Origin of the sequence: Streptomyces sp. NPDC048416 (assembly GCF_043200435.1) — a bacterium.
GTDB lineage: Bacteria > Actinomycetota > Actinomycetes > Streptomycetales > Streptomycetaceae > Streptomyces.
Genome location: NZ_JBICXU010000011.1, coordinates 132,409 through 149,681 on the forward strand (window position 1 = coordinate 132,409; position 17,273 = coordinate 149,681).

A 17,273-nucleotide genomic window follows, 5' to 3' on the forward strand; every position below is an offset into this window, starting at 1 on the left:
GGGTACGTACCCTCGGTCGTCCACCAGCTTTCAGTCCAGGAGATTCCGCAACCGTGGCTTCCACGAACGACCTCAAGAACGGCCTGGTGCTCAAGCTCGACGGAGGCCAGCTCTGGTCCGTCGTCGAGTTCCAGCACGTCAAGCCCGGCAAGGGCCCGGCCTTCGTGCGCACCAAGCTCAAGAACGTGCTCTCCGGCAAGGTGGTCGACAAGACCTTCAACGCCGGTGTGAAGGTCGAGACGGCCACCATTGACCGCCGCGACATGCAGTTCTCGTACATGGACGGCGAGTACTTCGTCTTCATGGACATGAGCACGTACGACCAGCTGATGGTCGACCGCAAGGCTGTCGGCGACGCCGCCAACTTCCTGATCGAGGGCTTCACCGCCTCGGTCGCGCAGCACGAGGGCGAGGTGCTGTACGTCGAGCTGCCGGCCGCCGTCGAGCTGACGATCCAGCACACCGACCCGGGCGTCCAGGGCGACCGCTCCACCGGCGGCTCCAAGCCGGCCACCCTGGAGACCGGTTACGAGATCGGCGTCCCGCTCTTCATCACCACCGGTGAGAAGATCAAGGTCGACACCCGCACCGGCGACTACCTCGGCCGGGTGAACAGCTAACCGTGGCTGCCCGGAACAAGGCCCGCAAGCGCGCCTTCCAGATCCTCTTCGAGGCCGACCAGCGCGGTGAGTCCGTGCAGACGGTCCTCGCGGACTGGGTGCGGCACTCGCGGTCCGACGACCGTCAGCCGCCGGTCGCGGAGTACACGATGCAGCTCGTCGAGGGGTACGCGGGCTATGTGGACCGCATCGACGACCTGATCTCGACCTACTCGGTGGACTGGACGCTCGACCGGATGCCGGTCGTCGACCGGAACATCCTGCGGCTCGGCGCGTACGAGCTGGTGTGGGAGGACGAGACGCCCGACGCGGTCGTCATCGACGAGGCCGTCCAGCTGGCGAAGGAATTCTCCACGGACGATTCGCCGGCGTTCGTGAACGGGCTGCTCGCCCGTTTCAAGGAGCTCAAGCCGAGCCTGCGCCGCGACTAGCCTCCGGCGGAACAGGTTAACGAAGGGCCCGCGGCATGTGCCGCGGGCCCTTCGGCATCCCGGAGGAGCCGCAAATCCCCCGGAGCCCCGAGCCCCCGCGGAGCCCCGAGCACCCCCGGAGCCCCGAGCCCCCCGGAGTCCCGAGTAAACCCCCGGAATCCCGGGCCCCCCGGAGCCCGGAGCCCCCGGAATCCCGGGCCCCCCGGAGCCCCGAGCACTCCCCGGAACCCCGAGCACCCCCAGAACCCCGAGCAAACCCCCGGAGCCCCGAGCACTCCCCGGAACCCCGAGCACCCCCAGAACCCCGAGCAAACCCCCGGAGCCCCCCGGAATCCCGAGCCGCCCCCGGAATCCCGAGCCCCCCGGAGCCCCGAGCACCCCCGGAGCCCCGAGCACCCCCGGAATCCCGAGCACTCCCCGGAGCCCCGAGCCCCCCGGAGCCCCGAGCCCCCCGGAGTCCCGAGCCCCCGAGCCCCCCGGAGTCCCGAGCACCCCCGGAGCCCCGAGCACCCGGAACCCCGGCAGCACTGGGAGCCCCCGGGAGCCCCGGAAACGCCTCCGGGCCTGGTGGGAGCCGCTTGCTCCCACCAGGCCCGGAGGCACGTTTCTGCTGAAAGGCCGTCAGGCCTCTTCGTGGGCGACCGCGCGGCGCGCGTCCGCGTCCAGGACGCCCCAGCTGATCAGCTGTTCGGTCAGCACCGAAGGCGACTGGTCGTAGATCACGGCAAGCGTGCGCAGGTCGTCCTGGCGGATCGACAGCACCTTGCCGTTGTAGTCGCCGCGCTGCGACTGGATGGTCGCCGCGTAGCGCTGCAACGGGCCCGCCTTCTCCGGCGGGACGTGCGCAAGGCGCTCAAGGTCGAGGACCAGCTTCGGCGGCGGCTCGGCGGCCCCGCCCGGCGTGGTGCCCGGCAGCAGCTCCTGCACCGGAACCCCGTAGAAGTCCGCCAGCTCGGCGAGGCGCTGTACGGTCACGGCGCGGTCGCCACGCTCGTACGACCCGACCACCACGGCCTTCCAGCGGCCCTGGGACTTCTCCTCCACACCATGCAGAGAGAGGCCCTGCTGGGTGCGGATGGCGCGGAGCTTGGCCCCGAGCTGTTTTGCGTATTCGCTGGACATATAGCTCCCCGGACGCTGTGACAACGTGCGGCTCCGCCGCGCGGCTGTAACTCACTGTGAGGTTACGCAGCGTTACTTGGCCGCGTCAAGCCGAATGGTCCACACCCGGGCCCCTCAGGAGTGACAGGCTCCGCGCGGGGCGCGCCCTTACGGGTCACGGCGACCGTCGAGGCGGGCTCACCCGTTCGAGTGAGGGGGCGGTACGGGGCGCCTCCCGGCCCCTGGTAACGTGGAAAACGCAATTTTGACGTCCTTTAAGATCCGTCCCGTGAGGCGGAGAAGGAGGTCCGTTTCGTATGGACACGCAGCACCCGAACCCCCAGCAGGATCCGGCGCACACCGATGCGGCGCGGCCCGTTCTCGAAGGCCCCGACATCGCCCGTGTCCTGACCCGCATCGCCCACGAGATCGTCGAACGCGCCAAGGGCGCCGACGACGTGGTGCTCCTCGGCATCCCGACCCGCGGTGTCTTCCTCGCCGAACGGCTCGCCGTCAAGCTCCAGGAGATCACCGGGCGCAAGACCCCGGTCGGCTCGCTCGACATCACCATGTACCGCGACGACCTGCGGCTGAAGCCGGCGCGTGCGCTCGGCCGTACCGAGATCCCCGGTGAGGGCATCGACGGCCGCCTGGTCGTCCTGGTCGACGACGTCCTCTTCTCCGGCCGCACCATCCGCGCCGCCCTGGACGCGCTCGGCGACATCGGCCGCCCCCGCGCCGTCCAGCTCGCGGTCCTCGTCGACCGCGGCCACCGCGAACTCCCGATCCGCGCCGACTACGTCGGCAAGAACCTCCCCACGTCGCTGCGGGAGACGGTCAAGGTCCAGCTCGCCGAGGAGGACGGCCGCGACGCCGTGCTGCTCGGCGTCAAGCAGACCGCTCCGGCCGGCGAGCAGTAGACCCCGCACGGTCGTACGGCCCCCACCGAGCCGTACGGCCTGCTTCTGCGCGCCCGCACGCCCCACCCTCCATCCCACCTGGAGAACCCCCCGATGATGCGTCACCTCATCTCGGCCGCCGACCTCACCCGCGACGACGCCGTGCTCATCCTCGACACCGCCGAGGAGATGGCCCGGGTCTCCGACCGGCCGATCAAGAAGCTCCCCGCGCTGCGCGGCCGGACCATCTGCAACCTGTTCTTCGAGGACTCCACCCGCACCCGGATCTCCTTCGAGGCCGCCGAGAAGCGCCTGTCGGCCGATGTCATCAACTTCGCCGCCAAGGGCTCATCGGTCTCCAAGGGCGAGTCCCTGAAGGACACCGCGCAGACCCTGGAGGCGATGGGCGTCGACGCCGTCGTCATCCGGCACAGCGCATCCGGCGCCCCCTACCGCCTGGCCACCTCCGGCTGGATCGACGCCCCCGTCATCAACGCGGGCGACGGCACCCACCAGCACCCCACCCAGGCCCTGCTCGACGCGTTCACCATGCGTCGGCGCCTGGTCGGCAAGGACGCGCTCGGCCAGGACCTGGCGGGCAAGCGCATCACCCTGGTCGGCGACGTACTGCACAGCCGCGTCGCCCGCTCCAACGTCGACCTGCTGCACACCCTCGGCGCCGAGGTCACCCTGGTGGCCCCGCCCACCCTGCTCCCGGTGGGCGTCGAGCACTGGACCTGCGACGTGTCGTACGACCTGGACGCCGTGCTGCCGAAGTCCGACGCGGTGATGATGCTGCGTGTGCAGCGCGAACGCATGAACGCCGCCTTCTTCCCGACCGAGCGCGAGTACTCGCGGCGCTACGGGCTCGACGGCGAGCGCATGGCCAGGATGCCCGAGCACGGCATCGTGATGCACCCCGGCCCGATGGTGCGCGGCATGGAGATCACCGCCGAGGTCGCCGACTCCGACCGCTGCACGGTCGTCGAGCAGGTCGCCAACGGCGTCCACACCCGTATGGCGGTCCTGTACCTGCTCCTGGGCGGCAACGAGCCCGCCGTCAGCCACGCCCGTCCCACCGATGCGGAGAACAAGTAACCATGAGCACGATCCTTATCCGTGGTGCGAAGGTCCTCGGCGGCGACGTCCAGGACGTCCTGATCGACGGCGAGACCATCGCCGCCGTCGGTACCGCTCTGGACGCGGGCGACGCGACCGTCGTCGACGGAACGGGCCAGATCCTCCTGCCCGGCCTCGTCGACCTGCACACCCACCTGCGCGAGCCCGGCCGCGAGGACTCCGAGACGGTCCTCACCGGCACCCAGGCCGCCGCGCGCGGCGGCTTCACCTCGGTCTTCGCGATGGCCAACACGTTCCCCGTCGCCGACACCGCGGGCGTCGTCGAGCAGGTCTGGCGGCTCGGCAAGGAGTCCGGCTACTGCGACGTGCAGCCGATCGGCGCCGTCACCGTGGGCCTTGAGGGCAAGCAGCTCGCCGAACTGGGCGCCATGCACGACTCCGCCGCCGGCGTCACCGTCTTCTCCGACGACGGCAAGTGCGTCCACGACGCGGTGATCATGCGCCGCGCCCTGGAGTACGTGAAGGCCTTCGGCGGCGTCGTCGCCCAGCACGCCCAGGAGCCCCGCCTGACCGAGGGCGCCCAGATGAACGAGGGCGTCGTCTCGGCCGAGCTCGGCCTCGGCGGCTGGCCCGCCGTCGCCGAGGAGTCGATCATCGCCCGCGATGTGCTGCTCGCCGAGCACGTCGGCTCCCGTGTGCACATCTGCCACCTCTCCACGGCAGGCTCGGTCGAGATCGTCCGCTGGGCCAAGTCGCGCGGCATCGACGTCACCGCCGAGGTCACCCCGCACCACCTGCTCCTCACCGACGAGCTGGTCCGCTCCTACAACCCGGTCTACAAGGTCAACCCGCCGCTGCGTACGGAGAAGGACGTCATGGCGCTGCGCGAGGCGCTGGCCGACGGCACCATCGACATCGTCGCCACCGACCACGCCCCGCACCCCCACGAGGACAAGGACTGCGAGTGGGCCGCGGCCGCCATGGGCATGGTCGGCCTGGAGACCGCGCTCTCCGTCGTCCAGCACACGATGGTCGAGACCGGCCTGCTCGACTGGGCCGGTGTCGCCGACCGCATGGCGCACAAGCCGGCCGAGATCGGGCAGGCCACGGGCCACGGCCGCCCCGTCTCGGCAGGCGAACCCGCCAACCTGACCCTGGTGGATCCGGCATACCGTGGTGAGGTGAACCCCGCGGGCTTCGCCTCCCGCAGCCGCAACACCCCCTACGAGGGCCGCGAGCTGCCCGGACGCATCACGCACACCTTCCTGCGGGGCCGGGCAACGGTCGTGGACGGGAAACTGGCGTGACGTACGCAGCACTGATCAATCTGGCCGCCGAGGAGAAGTCCGCCGAGGTGACCAACTGGGGTGGACGCATCGGCTGGCTCGTCGGTCTCGCACTCTTCGTGGCGCTCCTCTACTGGCTGATGCGCCAGGGCTGGCAGTGGCGCCGCCGCCTCCAGTCCGACCTGCCCGCCCTCCCCGCCGCGCCCCAGGAGCCCGGCGAGGCGAAACTGAAACTGAGCGGCCGCTACCACGGCTCCACCACCGCCGGGCAGTGGCTCGACCGCATCGTGGCGCACGGCCTCGGCGTGCGCAGCAAGGCGGAGCTCACCCTGACGGACGCGGGCCTGGTCGTCGTACGCCCCGGCGCGAACGACTTCTTCGTCCCGGCCGCGCAGCTGCGCGAGGCCCGGCTCGACAAGGGCATCGCGGGCAAGGTCCTCACCGAGGGCGGGCTGCTCGTCGTGACCTGGAGCCACGGCGACAGGCTCATCGACTCGGGCTTCCGCTCCGACCGGGCCGAACAGCACCCGGCCTGGGTCGAAGCCATCAACTCAATGATCATCACCACCACCACGACGGAAGGCGCCGCACGATGACGACCTCCACCCGGGGAATCGCCCCCTCAGGAAAGGCGACTCCCGCCGTACTCGTCCTGGAGGACGGCCGCATCTTCCGCGGCCGTGCCTACGGGGCCGTGGGGGAGACCTTCGGCGAGGCCGTGTTCTCCACCGGCATGACCGGCTACCAGGAGACCTTGACCGACCCGTCCTACCACCGCCAGGTGGTCGTGATGACCGCCCCGCACGTCGGCAACACCGGCGTGAACGACGAGGACCCCGAGTCGCAGCGGATCTGGGTGGCCGGCTACGTCGTGCGCGACCCCGCCCGCATGCCCTCCAACTGGCGCTCGCGCCGCACCCTTGACGACGAGCTCGTCAAGCAGGGAGTCGTCGGCATCTGCGGCATCGACACCCGCGCCCTCACCCGCCACCTGCGCGAGCGCGGCGCGATGCGCGTCGGCATCTTCTCCGGCGAGGCGGTCGCCGACGACGCCACGCTGCTCGCCCGCGTCAAGGAAGCCCCGCAGATGGCCGGCGCGGACCTCTCCGCCGAGGTCGCCACCAAGGAGACGTACGTCGTCCCCGCGATCGGCGAGAAGCGCTTCACCGTCGCCGCCGTGGACCTCGGCATCAAGGGCATGACCCCGCACCGGATGGCCGAACGCGGCATCGAGGTGCACGTGCTGCCCGCCACCGCCACCGCCGATGACGTCTTCGCGGTCGCCCCCGACGGCGTGTTCTTCTCCAACGGCCCGGGCGACCCGGCCACCGCCGACGGCCCCGTCGCCATCATGCAGGCCGTCCTCGAACGCAGGACACCGCTGTTCGGCATCTGCTTCGGCAACCAGATCCTCGGCCGCGCGCTCGGCTTCGGCACCTACAAGCTGAAGTACGGCCACCGCGGCATCAACCAGCCGGTGCAGGACCGCACCACCGGCAAGGTCGAGGTCACCGCGCACAACCACGGCTTCGCCGTCGACGCGCCCCTCGACAAGGTCTCCGACACGCCCTACGGTCGCGCCGAGGTCTCCCACGTCTGCCTGAACGACCAGGTCGTCGAAGGCCTCCAGCTGCTCGACCAGCCGGCCTTCAGTGTCCAGTACCACCCCGAGGCGGCCGCGGGCCCGCACGACGCCGCGTACCTCTTCGACCGCTTCGTATCTCTGATGGAGGCCGAGCGTGCCTAAGCGCACCGACATCCAGTCCGTCCTGGTCATCGGCTCCGGCCCGATCGTCATCGGCCAGGCCGCCGAGTTCGACTACTCCGGCACCCAGGCCTGCCGCATCCTCAAGGCCGAGGGCCTGCGGGTCATCCTGGTCAACTCCAACCCCGCGACGATCATGACCGACCCGGAGATCGCCGACGCCACGTACGTCGAGCCGATCACCCCGGAGTTCGTCGAGAAGATCATCGCCAAGGAGCGCCCCGACGCGCTCCTGCCCACCCTCGGCGGCCAGACCGCGCTCAACACGGCGATCTCCATGCACGAGCAGGGCGTCCTGGAGAAGTACGGCGTCGAATTGATCGGCGCCAACGTCGAGGCCATCAACAAGGGCGAGGACCGCGACCTGTTCAAGGGCGTCGTCGAAGCCGTCAAGGAGAAGATCGGCTACGGCGAGTCCGCCCGCTCGGTCATCTGCCACACCATGGACGACGTCATCAAGGGCGTCGACACCCTCGGCGGCTACCCCGTCGTGGTGCGCCCCTCCTTCACCATGGGCGGCGCCGGATCCGGCTTCGCGCACGACGAGGAGGAGCTGCGCCGCATCGCCGGCCAGGGCCTCACGCTCTCGCCGACCACCGAGGTGCTTCTGGAGGAGTCCATCCTCGGCTGGAAGGAGTACGAGCTGGAGCTGATGCGCGACAAGAACGACAACGTCGTGGTCGTCTGCTCCATCGAGAACTTCGACCCGATGGGCGTGCACACCGGCGACTCCATCACCGTCGCCCCGGCGATGACGCTGACCGACCGCGAGTACCAGCGCCTGCGCGACATCGGCATCGCGATCATCCGCGAGGTCGGCGTCGACACCGGCGGCTGCAACATCCAGTTCGCGATCGACCCGGCCGACGGCCGCGTCATCGTCATCGAGATGAACCCGCGCGTCTCGCGCTCGTCCGCGCTCGCCTCCAAGGCCACCGGCTTCCCCATCGCCAAGATCGCGGCCAAGCTCGCCATCGGCTACACCCTCGACGAGGTCCCCAACGACATCACCGAGAAGACGCCGGCGTCCTTCGAGCCGAGCCTCGACTACGTCGTGGTGAAGGCCCCGCGCTTCGCCTTCGAGAAGTTCCCCTCCGCCGACTCCACCCTCACCACCACCATGAAGTCGGTGGGCGAGGCCATGGCGATCGGCCGCAACTTCACCGAGGCGCTGCAAAAGGCCCTGCGCTCCCTGGAGAAGAAGGGCTCGCAGTTCGACTTCACGAGCCCCGTCGGCGACAAGGCCGCCCTCCTGGAGCAGGCCAAGCGCCCGACCGACGGCCGGATCAACACCGTCATGTACGCGATCCGCGCGGGCGCCACCCCCGAGGAGGTCTTCGAGTCCACGAAGATCGACCCCTGGTTCGTCGACCAGCTCTTCCTCATCAAGGAGATCGCCGACGAGCTGGCCGGCGCCGACAAGCTCGGCCCCGAGCTGCTGGCCGAGGCCAAGCGGCACGGCTTCTCCGACACCCAGATCGCCGACATCCGGGGTTTGCGCGAGGACGTCGTGCGCGAGGTCCGGCACGCGCTCGGAGTGCGCCCGGTCTACAAGACGGTCGACACCTGCGCCGCCGAGTTCGCCGCCAAGACCCCGTACTTCTACTCCTCCTACGACGAGGAGAGCGAGGTCGCGCCGCGCGAGAAGCCCGCGGTCATCATCCTGGGCTCCGGCCCCAACCGCATCGGCCAGGGCATCGAGTTCGACTACTCCTGCGTCCACGCCTCCTTCGCGCTGAGCGACGCGGGCTACGAGACCGTGATGGTCAACTGCAACCCGGAGACCGTCTCGACGGACTACGACACCTCCGACCGCCTGTACTTCGAGCCGCTGACGCTCGAAGACGTGCTGGAGATCGTCCACGCCGAGACCCTTGCCGGACCGGTCGCGGGTGTCGTCGTGCAGCTCGGCGGGCAGACCCCGCTGGGTCTCGCGCAGGCGCTCAAGGACAACGGCGTCCCGGTCGTGGGCACCCCGCCCGAGGCCATCCACGCCGCCGAGGACCGCGGCGCCTTCGGCCGCGTGCTCGCAGAGGCCGGCCTGCCCGCGCCCAAGCACGGCACCGCCACCACCTTCGCCGGCGCCAAGGCCATCGCCGACGAGATCGGCTTCCCCGTCCTCGTACGCCCCTCGTACGTGCTCGGCGGCCGCGGCATGGAGATCGTGTACGACGAGGAGCGGCTGGCCTCGTACATCGCGGAGTCCACCGAGATCAGCCCCACCCGGCCGGTCCTGGTCGACCGCTTCCTGGACGACGCGATCGAGATCGACGTGGATGCCCTCTACGACGGCACCGAGCTCTACCTCGGCGGCGTCATGGAGCACATCGAGGAGGCCGGCATCCACTCCGGCGACTCGGCGTGCGCGCTGCCCCCGATCACGCTCGGCGGCCACGACATAAAGCGCCTGCGCGCCTCGACGGAGGCCATCGCCAAGGGCGTCGGCGTCCGCGGCCTGATCAACATTCAGTTCGCCATGGCCGGTGACATCCTCTACGTCCTCGAAGCCAACCCGCGTGCCTCGCGCACCGTCCCCTTCACCTCGAAGGCGACCGCGGTGCCGCTCGCCAAGGCCGCCGCCCGCATCTCGCTCGGCGCGACCGTCGCCGAGCTGCGTGCGGAGGGCATGCTGCCCAGGGAGGGCGACGGCGGCACGCTGCCGCTGGACGCGCCGATCTCCGTCAAGGAGGCCGTGATGCCGTGGAGCCGCTTCCGCGACGTCCACGGGCGCGGCGTCGACACGGTGCTCGGCCCGGAGATGCGCTCCACCGGTGAAGTGATGGGCATCGACTCGGTGTTCGGCACCGCGTACGCCAAGTCGCAGGCGGGCGCCTACGGTCCGCTGCCGACCAAGGGCCGCGCGTTCATCTCGGTCGCCAACCGCGACAAGCGCACGATGATCTTCCCGGCGCGTGAACTGGTCGCCCACGGCTTCGAGTTGCTGGCCACCTCGGGCACCGCGGAGGTGCTGCGCCGCAACGGCATCAACGCCACCGTGGTGCGCAAGCTCAGCGAGGGCGAGGGCCCGAACGGCGAGAAGACGATCGTCCAGCTCATCCACGACGGCGAGGTCGACCTCATCGTCAACACGCCGTACGGCACCGGTGGCCGGCTCGACGGCTACGAGATCCGCACGGCGGCCGTCGCCCGCTCCGTGCCCTGCCTGACCACGGTCCAGGCGCTCGCCGCCGCCGTCCAGGGCATCGACGCCCTCAACCACGGTGACGTGGGGGTGCGTTCCCTCCAGGAACACGCGGAACACCTGACCGCGGCCCGCGACTAGCAGACGGGGAAGCAGGGGGACACCGGAACCGGTGTCCCCCTCTTCATGAGCCCTCTCCCCGAGCCACCGAGGACACCGAGGACACCGAGGACACCGACCATGTACAAACTCTTCTTCCACCTCGTCTTCAAGCGCATGGACCCCGAGCAGGCCCACCACATGGCCTTCCGCTGGATCCGTCTGGCGGCCCGCGTCCCCGTCCTGCGTACGTTCGTCGCCGCCGCGCTCGCGCCTCGCCACAAGGAGCTGCGCACCGAGGCCCTGGGCCTGCGCATGCACGGCCCGTTCGGCCTCGCGGCCGGCTTCGACAAGAACGCCGTCGCGGTCGACGGCATGTCGATGCTGGGCTTCGACCACATCGAGATCGGCACAGTCACCGGCGAGCCCCAGCCCGGCAACCCGAAGAAGCGCCTGTTCCGTCTCGTGCCGGACCGCGCGCTCATCAACCGCATGGGCTTCAACAACGAGGGCTCCGCGGCCGTGGCCGAGCGCCTGGCGGCCCGCAAGGCGGTGTTCCGCACCACGGTCGGCGTCAACATCGGCAAGACCAAGGTCGTGCCCGAGGCCGACGCCGCCGCCGACTACGTGAAGTCGACCGAGCGCCTGGCCGCGCACGCCGATTACCTCGTGGTCAACGTCTCTTCGCCGAACACGCCGGGTCTGCGCAACCTCCAGGCCACCGAGTCCCTGCGCCCGCTCCTGACGGCCGTGCGCGAGGCCGCCGACCGCAGCGTCCAGGGCCGCCGCGTGCCGCTGCTCGTGAAGATCGCACCCGACCTCGCGGACGCCGACATCGACGCGGTCGCCGACCTCGCCGTCGAGCTGGGCCTCGACGGCATCATCGCCACCAACACCACCATCGCCCGCGACGGTCTCGGCCTGATGTCCCCGGCAGGCCTCGTCAAGGAGACCGGCGGCCTGTCCGGCGCCCCGCTCAAGGAGCGCTCCCTGGAAGTGCTGGGCCGCCTGTACGCGCGGGTCGGCGACCGCCTCGTCCTGGTGGGCGTCGGCGGCATCGAGAACGCCGAGGACGCCTGGCAGCGCATCCTCGCCGGGGCCACCCTGGTCCAGGGCTACAGCGCCTTCATCTACGAGGGGCCCTTCTGGGGCCGCGCGATCCACAAGGGCCTCGCGGCCCGGCTCGCCACCTCCCCGTATGCCACGCTCGCCGAGGCCGTCGGCGCCGAGACCCGGAAGAAGGCCGCCGCATGATCCCCTTCGGTACCCGCCTGCGCGAGGCGATGGACATCCGCGGCCCGCTGTGCGTGGGCATCGACCCGCATGCCTCCCTCCTCGCGGACTGGGGCCTGAGCGACGACATCGCGGGCCTGGAACGCTTCACCCGGATCACCGTGGAGGCCCTGGCCGACCGGGTGGCCGTGCTCAAGCCGCAGTCGGCGTTCTTCGAGCGGTTCGGCTCGCGCGGCGTCGCCGTCCTGGAGAAGGCGGTCGAGGACGCCCGCGCGGCCGGAGCCCTGGTCCTGATGGACGCCAAGCGCGGCGACATCGGCTCCACGATGGCGGCGTACGCGGCCACCTACCTGGACCCGGCATCCCCGCTGTTCTCGGACGCCGTGACCGTGTCGCCGTACCTGGGCTTCGGCTCGCTGCGCCCCGCGCTCGACCTGGCCGCGAAGTCCGGCTCGGGCGTCTTCGTGCTGGCCCTTACATCGAACCCGGAGGGCGCCGAGGTCCAGCGCTCGACCGCGGCCGACGGCCGTCCCCTTGCCCAGCTGATGCTGGACCACATGAAGGCCGAGAACGCGGGCGCCTCGCCGCTCGGCTCGGTCGGCGCGGTCGTCGGCGCCACGCTCGGCGACGCCGGGGTGGACCTCGACATCAACGGCCCGCTGCTGGCCCCCGGCATCGGCGCCCAGGGCGCGACCCCGGCCGATCTGCCCGGCGTCTTCGGCTCCGCCGTGCGCAACGTGGTGCCGAGCGTCAGCCGCGGCGTCCTGCGCCACGGACCGGACGTGGGCGCCCTGCGCGAGGCGGCGGCCCGCTACGCCGACGAGGTCCGCGCGGCGGTCTCTCCGGCCTGATCCGACAAGTCCCCGGATGTGACATGCGTCGCATCCGGGGCGCCGGCGCCGGACGTGCCGGAACGCCCCACGGCCCTTCGGGGAACACCGGAGCCGGCTCGTCGTGCGGGCCCCGGAGCGCGCGCACACGGAACGTTGACATTTTCCTTACGCAAAACCAGGGTGTTTTGTCTGAAAAGTCCTGATCAGTTGAGGCTGACCAGGACTTTTCGTCTGTTCTCGCTGACTGGAGCGGCCTTGGCCGCTAGTCTCCGACGAGAGCAGACGAGCACGTGCGCGAGTGCGTAGGACGCTGCTCACCTGGTGTGGAGCGCTCAGGTTCCGCACCGGTCCGTATCCGACAGTTCGACATCCGAGGTGACGTAGGCGTGGCTCTTCCGCCCCTTACCCCTGAACAGCGCGCAGCCGCGCTCGAAAAGGCCGCCGCGGCTCGCCGGGAGCGGGCCGAGGTCAAGAATCGACTCAAGCACTCCGGCGCCTCCCTCCACGAGGTCATCAAGTCGGGCCAGGAGAACGACGTCATCGGGAAGATGAAGGTCTCCGCCCTGCTTGAGTCCCTGCCCGGCGTGGGCAAGGTCCGTGCCAAGCAGATCATGGAGCGGCTGGGGATCTCCGAGAGCCGCCGCGTGCGGGGGCTCGGCTCCAATCAGATCGCGTCCCTTGAGCGTGAGTTCGGCGGCTCCGGGGCCTGACGTCTCGGGCATACCCGAGAAGCTGGAATAATCGCCGCATGGCAGCAACACTCCGGGGGACCACCCCCGTACCCCCGGACGCACGTCCGCGGCTGACCGTGCTCTCCGGCCCCTCCGGGGTCGGCAAGAGCACGGTCGTCGCTCATATGCGCAAGGTCCACCCCGAGGTCTGGCTCTCGGTGTCCGCGACGACCCGCAAGCCACGCCCCGGCGAGCGCCACGGCGTGCAGTACTTCTTCGTGGACGACGAGGAGTTCGACAAGCTCGTCGCCAACGGCGAGCTGCTGGAGTGGGCGGAGTTCGCGGGCAACCGCTACGGCACCCCGCGAGCCGCCGTCCTCGAACGCCTGGAAGCGGGCGAGCCCGTCCTTCTGGAGATCGACCTCCAGGGCGCGCGGCTGGTCCGCGAGTCGATGCCCGAGGCGCAGCTCGTCTTCCTCGCGCCCCCGAGCTGGGACGAACTGGTCCGCCGGCTCACCGGCCGTGGCACCGAAGCGCCCGACGTCATCGAGCGCCGGCTCGCCGCCGCGAAGGTCGAACTGGCCGCCGAGGCGGAGTTCGACACGACCCTGGTCAACACCTCGGTCGAGGACGTGGCCCGGGAGCTGCTAGCCTTGATGCGAGTTGTTTGATCGAGACGTGTGACGTCAGCCGCTTTCAGCAGCAGACGCAGCCCGGCTCAGCGCACCAGCAGCACAGCTCACATCTTCGATCCCCATCGGAAGGCCAAGAGTGTCCTCTTCCATTACCGCGCCCGAGGGCATCATCAACCCTCCGATTGATGAGCTCCTTGAGGCAACCGACTCGAAGTACAGCCTGGTGATCTACGCGGCCAAGCGTGCCCGCCAGATCAACGCGTACTACTCGCAGCTCGGTGAGGGTCTTCTTGAGTACGTCGGCCCGCTGGTGGACACCCACGTCCACGAGAAGCCGCTCTCGATCGCACTGCGCGAGATCAACGCGGGCCTGCTGACCTCCGAGGCCATCGAGGGCCCCGCCCAGTAGGCAGCCGTGTAGGCGACAGACGTTCCACCACAGGCCCGGCAGCGCGACTGCCGGGCCTGTGGTGTGTCATGGGTACACACACGCAGTCCGAAGATGACAGCGCGCGGGGAGAGGCGAGTTTTTTGATGGCCAAGCCGAAGGTCGTTCTGGGGGTCAGCGGCGGCATCGCCGCCTACAAGGCGTGCGAACTACTGCGCCGGCTGACCGAGTCGGGGCACGACGTCCGGGTGGTGCCGACCCAGTCGGCGCTCCACTTCGTCGGGGCGGCCACCTGGTCGGCGCTCTCCGGTCACCCCGTCTCGACCGAGGTGTGGTCGGACGTCCACGAGGTGCCGCATGTACGGATCGGCCAGGGCGCCGACCTGGTGATCGTGGCCCCGGCCACCGCCGACATGCTGGCCAAGGCCGCGCACGGGCTCGCCGACGACCTGCTGACCAACACGCTGCTCACCGCGCGCTGTCCCGTCGTCTTCGCACCCGCCATGCACACCGAGATGTGGGAGCACCCCGCGACGCAGGAGAACGTGGCCACACTGCGCCGCCGGGGCGCCGTCGTCATCGAGCCGGCCGTGGGGCGCCTCACCGGCGTCGACACCGGCAAGGGCCGGCTGCCCGACCCGGGCGAGCTGTTCGAGGTGTGCCGCCGCGTGCTGGCTCGGGGAAGCACCGAGCAGGACCTCGCGGGGCGGCACTTCGTGATCAGCGCGGGCGGCACGCGCGAGCCGCTCGACCCCGTGCGCTACCTCGGCAACCGCTCCTCCGGCAAGCAGGGGTACGCACTCGCCAGGACCGCCGTCGCCCGGGGGGCCAGGGTCACCCTGATCGAGGCGAACACCGGACTGCCGGACCCGGCGGGCGCGGACATCGTGCGCGTCGGCACCGCCGTACAGCTGCGCGAAGCCGTCCTGAAGGCCGCAGCGGACGCCGACGCCGTGGTCATGGCGGCCGCCGTCGCCGACTTCCGCCCCGAGGCGTACGCCGCCGGGAAGATCAAGAAGAAGGACGGCGAGGAACCGGCCCCGCTCGCCCTGGTCCGCAACCCGGACATCCTGGCCGAGATCTCGGCCGACCGGACCCGTCCCGGCCGGCTGGTCGTCGGCTTCGCCGCCGAGACCGACGACGTACTGGCCAACGGCCGCCTCAAGCTCCGGCGCAAGGGCTGCGACCTGCTCGTCGTCAACGAGGTCGGCGAGCGCAAAACGTTCGGCTCGGAGGAGAACGAGGCGGTCGTCCTGGGCGCCGACGGCTCCGAGACCCCGGTGCCGCACGGCCCCAAGGAGGCCCTGGCCGACACGGTGTGGGATCTCGTGGGCCGCCGTTTCGGACAATCCGGTGACACTTCCCTGGACCGCGACTAGCTTGTTCGAGCCGGTCCCGAACCCCCGGGACCGGTCTCCGGCCATGCCCCAGAGCCCGCGCGGGGCCCCGTCCCGGGCCTTCGTCGCACGTCACGACGGCCGGATCCGGAGATCTTCGGACTCCACGGAGCGAGACACCTGGTCCATCGAACACAACCGACCGATAAACTGGTCCACGGAACGCCGCCGGGCGCAGCTCCCGGCGCGACCTACCATGATCAGCCAGCAGCCGCTGCAACCCCAGGGAGCGTTGTGTCCCGTCGTCTCTTCACCTCGGAGTCTGTGACCGAAGGTCACCCCGACAAGATCGCTGACCAGATCAGCGACACGATCCTCGACGCGCTCCTGCGCGAGGACCCGACTTCTCGCGTTGCCGTGGAGACCCTTATCACCACGGGCCAGGTGCACGTGGCCGGTGAGGTCACGACCAAGGCCTACGCGCCGATCGCGCAGCTGGTCCGCGACAAGATCCTCGAAATCGGATACGACTCCTCCAAGAAGGGCTTCGACGGCGCCTCCTGCGGCGTGTCGGTGTCCATCGGCGCCCAGTCCCCGGACATCGCCCAGGGTGTCGACACCGCGTACGAGAAGCGGGTCGAGGGCGATGAGGACGAGCTCGACAAGCAGGGCGCGGGCGACCAGGGCCTGATGTTCGGCTACGCCTGCGACGAGACGCCCGAGCTGATGCCGCTGCCGATCCACCTGGCGCACCGGCTCTCGCGCCGCCTCACCGAGGTCCGCAAGAACGGCACCATCCCCTACCTGCGCCCGGACGGCAAGACCCAGGTCACCATCGAGTACGACGGCGACAAGGCCGTCCGTCTCGACACGGTCGTCGTCTCCACGCAGCACGCGAGCGACATCGACCTGGAGTCGCTGCTCGCCCCCGACATCCGCGAGTTCGTCGTGGAGCACGTCCTCAAGCAGCTCGTCGAGGACGGCATCAAGCTGGACACCGACGCCTACCGCCTGCTGGTCAACCCGACCGGCCGCTTCGAGATCGGCGGCCCGATGGGCGACGCCGGCCTGACCGGCCGCAAGATCATCATCGACACGTATGGCGGCATGGCCCGCCACGGCGGAGGCGCCTTCTCCGGCAAGGACCCGTCGAAGGTGGACCGCTCGGCCGCCTACGCGATGCGCTGGGTCGCCAAGAACGTGGTGGCCGCGGGTCTCGCCGCGCGCTGCGAGGTCCAGGTCGCGTACGCGATCGGCAAGGCCGAGCCGGTGGGCCTGTTCGTCGAGACGTTCGGCACGAACACGATCGACAACGAGAAGATCGAGACGGCCATCACGCAGGTCTTCGACCTCCGTCCGGCCGCGATCATCCGCGACCTCGACCTGCTCCGCCCGATCTACGCCCAGACCGCGGCGTACGGTCACTTCGGCCGTGAGCTGGACGACTTCACGTGGGAGCGCAAGGACCGCGTGGACGCGCTGCGCGAGGCCGCGGGGCTCTAGGCACGACAGCAACGCCCTTGCGGGGGCCCCGGACCGGCCATCGACGGCCATCGGTCCGGGGCCCTCGCGCGTGCGTGAACGGCCGCCGCCGTCGTGGGCGGGGCCTTTGCGCGTGCCTTGTACGGGCGTCGTCGCGGGCGGGGCCCTTGTGCGTGCCTGTACGGCCGTTATCGTCGCGGCGGGGCCTCGCGCGTGCGTGTACGTACGGCCGTCGTCGTCGCGGCGCAGCCTGGCGCGTGCGTGTACGGCC

16 protein-coding genes are annotated in these 17,273 nt (G+C 70.3%); 15 read left to right on the forward strand and 1 reads right to left on the reverse strand.

All coding sequences use genetic code 11. The features are described from left to right. Window positions 1-53 precede the first annotated feature (53 nt). Together efp and nusB are read left to right on the forward strand one after the other, a co-directional pair. Entirely contained in the window at window positions 54-620 is a 567-nt protein-coding gene (efp, locus tag ACGFW5_RS16895; RefSeq protein WP_329226688.1) for an elongation factor P, read from the forward strand. Window positions 621-622: 2 nt separating this feature from the next. Continuing rightward, window positions 623-1,051 (forward strand): transcription antitermination factor NusB, encoded by a 429-nt coding sequence (gene nusB, locus ACGFW5_RS16900; RefSeq protein WP_393834989.1) that lies wholly within the window; start codon window positions 623-625, stop codon window positions 1,049-1,051. 621 nt (window positions 1,052-1,672) lie between these two features. Here nusB and bldD read toward each other — a convergent pair. Next, entirely contained in the window at window positions 1,673-2,173 is a 501-nt protein-coding gene (bldD, locus tag ACGFW5_RS16905; RefSeq protein ID WP_093894511.1) for a transcriptional regulator BldD, read from the reverse strand. A gap of 296 nt (window positions 2,174-2,469) precedes the next feature. On the opposite strand from bldD, the gene pyrR reads away from it, so the two are divergent. From pyrR to metK, 13 genes are all read left to right on the forward strand, one after another. Beyond that, window positions 2,470-3,072, forward strand: coding sequence for a bifunctional pyr operon transcriptional regulator/uracil phosphoribosyltransferase PyrR (gene pyrR / locus ACGFW5_RS16910; protein ID WP_393834990.1), 603 nt, complete (start codon window positions 2,470-2,472; stop codon window positions 3,070-3,072). A gap of 93 nt (window positions 3,073-3,165) precedes the next feature. Continuing rightward, window positions 3,166-4,149 (forward strand): aspartate carbamoyltransferase catalytic subunit, encoded by a 984-nt coding sequence (locus tag ACGFW5_RS16915; protein ID WP_393834991.1) that lies wholly within the window; start codon window positions 3,166-3,168, stop codon window positions 4,147-4,149. A 2-nt stretch (window positions 4,150-4,151) separates the two neighbouring features. Further along, window positions 4,152-5,438 carry a dihydroorotase gene (locus tag ACGFW5_RS16920; protein WP_393834992.1) on the forward strand — a complete coding sequence of 429 codons (1,287 nt, stop codon included), beginning with the start codon at window positions 4,152-4,154 and terminating at the stop codon, window positions 5,436-5,438. Further along, complete coding sequence (locus ACGFW5_RS16925) at window positions 5,435-6,013, forward strand: hypothetical protein (RefSeq protein ID WP_393834993.1); 579 nt, start codon at window positions 5,435-5,437, stop codon at window positions 6,011-6,013. Before ACGFW5_RS16920 ends, ACGFW5_RS16925 begins: the two co-directional genes overlap by 4 nt. After that, window positions 6,010-7,164, forward strand: a complete 1,155-nt coding sequence (carA, locus tag ACGFW5_RS16930) for a glutamine-hydrolyzing carbamoyl-phosphate synthase small subunit (RefSeq protein ID WP_393834994.1) — start codon at window positions 6,010-6,012, stop codon at window positions 7,162-7,164. The genes ACGFW5_RS16925 and carA overlap by 4 nt, the downstream gene beginning before the upstream one ends. Further along, a complete protein-coding gene (gene carB, locus ACGFW5_RS16935) occupies window positions 7,157-10,465 on the forward strand; it encodes a carbamoyl-phosphate synthase large subunit (protein ID WP_393834995.1) in 3,309 nt (1,102 codons plus the stop codon). Before carA ends, carB begins: the two co-directional genes overlap by 8 nt. 99 nt (window positions 10,466-10,564) lie before the next feature. After that, a complete protein-coding gene (locus ACGFW5_RS16940) occupies window positions 10,565-11,677 on the forward strand; it encodes a quinone-dependent dihydroorotate dehydrogenase (RefSeq protein WP_393834996.1) in 1,113 nt (370 codons plus the stop codon). Further along, window positions 11,674-12,507 (forward strand): orotidine-5'-phosphate decarboxylase, encoded by an 834-nt coding sequence (gene pyrF / locus ACGFW5_RS16945; RefSeq protein WP_393834997.1) that lies wholly within the window; start codon window positions 11,674-11,676, stop codon window positions 12,505-12,507. Before ACGFW5_RS16940 ends, pyrF begins: the two co-directional genes overlap by 4 nt. 368 nt (window positions 12,508-12,875) lie before the next feature. Continuing rightward, window positions 12,876-13,199, forward strand: a complete 324-nt coding sequence (locus tag ACGFW5_RS16950; protein ID WP_053724505.1) for an integration host factor — start codon at window positions 12,876-12,878, stop codon at window positions 13,197-13,199. Window positions 13,200-13,237: 38 nt separating this feature from the next. Continuing rightward, entirely contained in the window at window positions 13,238-13,831 is a 594-nt protein-coding gene (gmk, locus tag ACGFW5_RS16955) for a guanylate kinase (RefSeq protein ID WP_393834998.1), read from the forward strand. Between the two features lie 100 nt (window positions 13,832-13,931). After that, window positions 13,932-14,204: a DNA-directed RNA polymerase subunit omega gene (rpoZ, locus tag ACGFW5_RS16960; RefSeq protein WP_005319902.1), complete on the forward strand. Its 273-nt coding sequence runs from the start codon at window positions 13,932-13,934 to the stop codon at window positions 14,202-14,204. A gap of 125 nt (window positions 14,205-14,329) precedes the next feature. Further along, complete coding sequence (gene coaBC, locus ACGFW5_RS16965) at window positions 14,330-15,562, forward strand: bifunctional phosphopantothenoylcysteine decarboxylase/phosphopantothenate--cysteine ligase CoaBC (RefSeq protein ID WP_393834999.1); 1,233 nt, start codon at window positions 14,330-14,332, stop codon at window positions 15,560-15,562. A gap of 252 nt (window positions 15,563-15,814) precedes the next feature. Beyond that, entirely contained in the window at window positions 15,815-17,023 is a 1,209-nt protein-coding gene (metK, locus tag ACGFW5_RS16970) for a methionine adenosyltransferase (RefSeq protein ID WP_393835000.1), read from the forward strand. Window positions 17,024-17,273 lie beyond the last annotated feature (250 nt).

Coding starts and splice junctions, on each gene's coding strand:
- ACGFW5_RS16920 (WP_393834992.1), top strand. CDS start 4,152: ATGAGCACGATCCTTATCCGTGGTGCGAAGGTCCTCGGCGGCGACGTC.
- pyrF (WP_393834997.1), top strand. CDS start 11,674: ATGATCCCCTTCGGTACCCGCCTGCGCGAGGCGATGGACATCCGCGGC.
- bldD (WP_093894511.1), bottom strand. CDS start 2,173: ATGTCCAGCGAATACGCAAAACAGCTCGGGGCCAAGCTCCGCGCCATC.
- coaBC (WP_393834999.1), top strand. CDS start 14,330: ATGGCCAAGCCGAAGGTCGTTCTGGGGGTCAGCGGCGGCATCGCCGCC.
- pyrR (WP_393834990.1), top strand. CDS start 2,470: ATGGACACGCAGCACCCGAACCCCCAGCAGGATCCGGCGCACACCGAT.
- gmk (WP_393834998.1), top strand. CDS start 13,238: ATGGCAGCAACACTCCGGGGGACCACCCCCGTACCCCCGGACGCACGT.
- ACGFW5_RS16915 (WP_393834991.1), top strand. CDS start 3,166: ATGATGCGTCACCTCATCTCGGCCGCCGACCTCACCCGCGACGACGCC.
- carA (WP_393834994.1), top strand. CDS start 6,010: ATGACGACCTCCACCCGGGGAATCGCCCCCTCAGGAAAGGCGACTCCC.
- ACGFW5_RS16940 (WP_393834996.1), top strand. CDS start 10,565: ATGTACAAACTCTTCTTCCACCTCGTCTTCAAGCGCATGGACCCCGAG.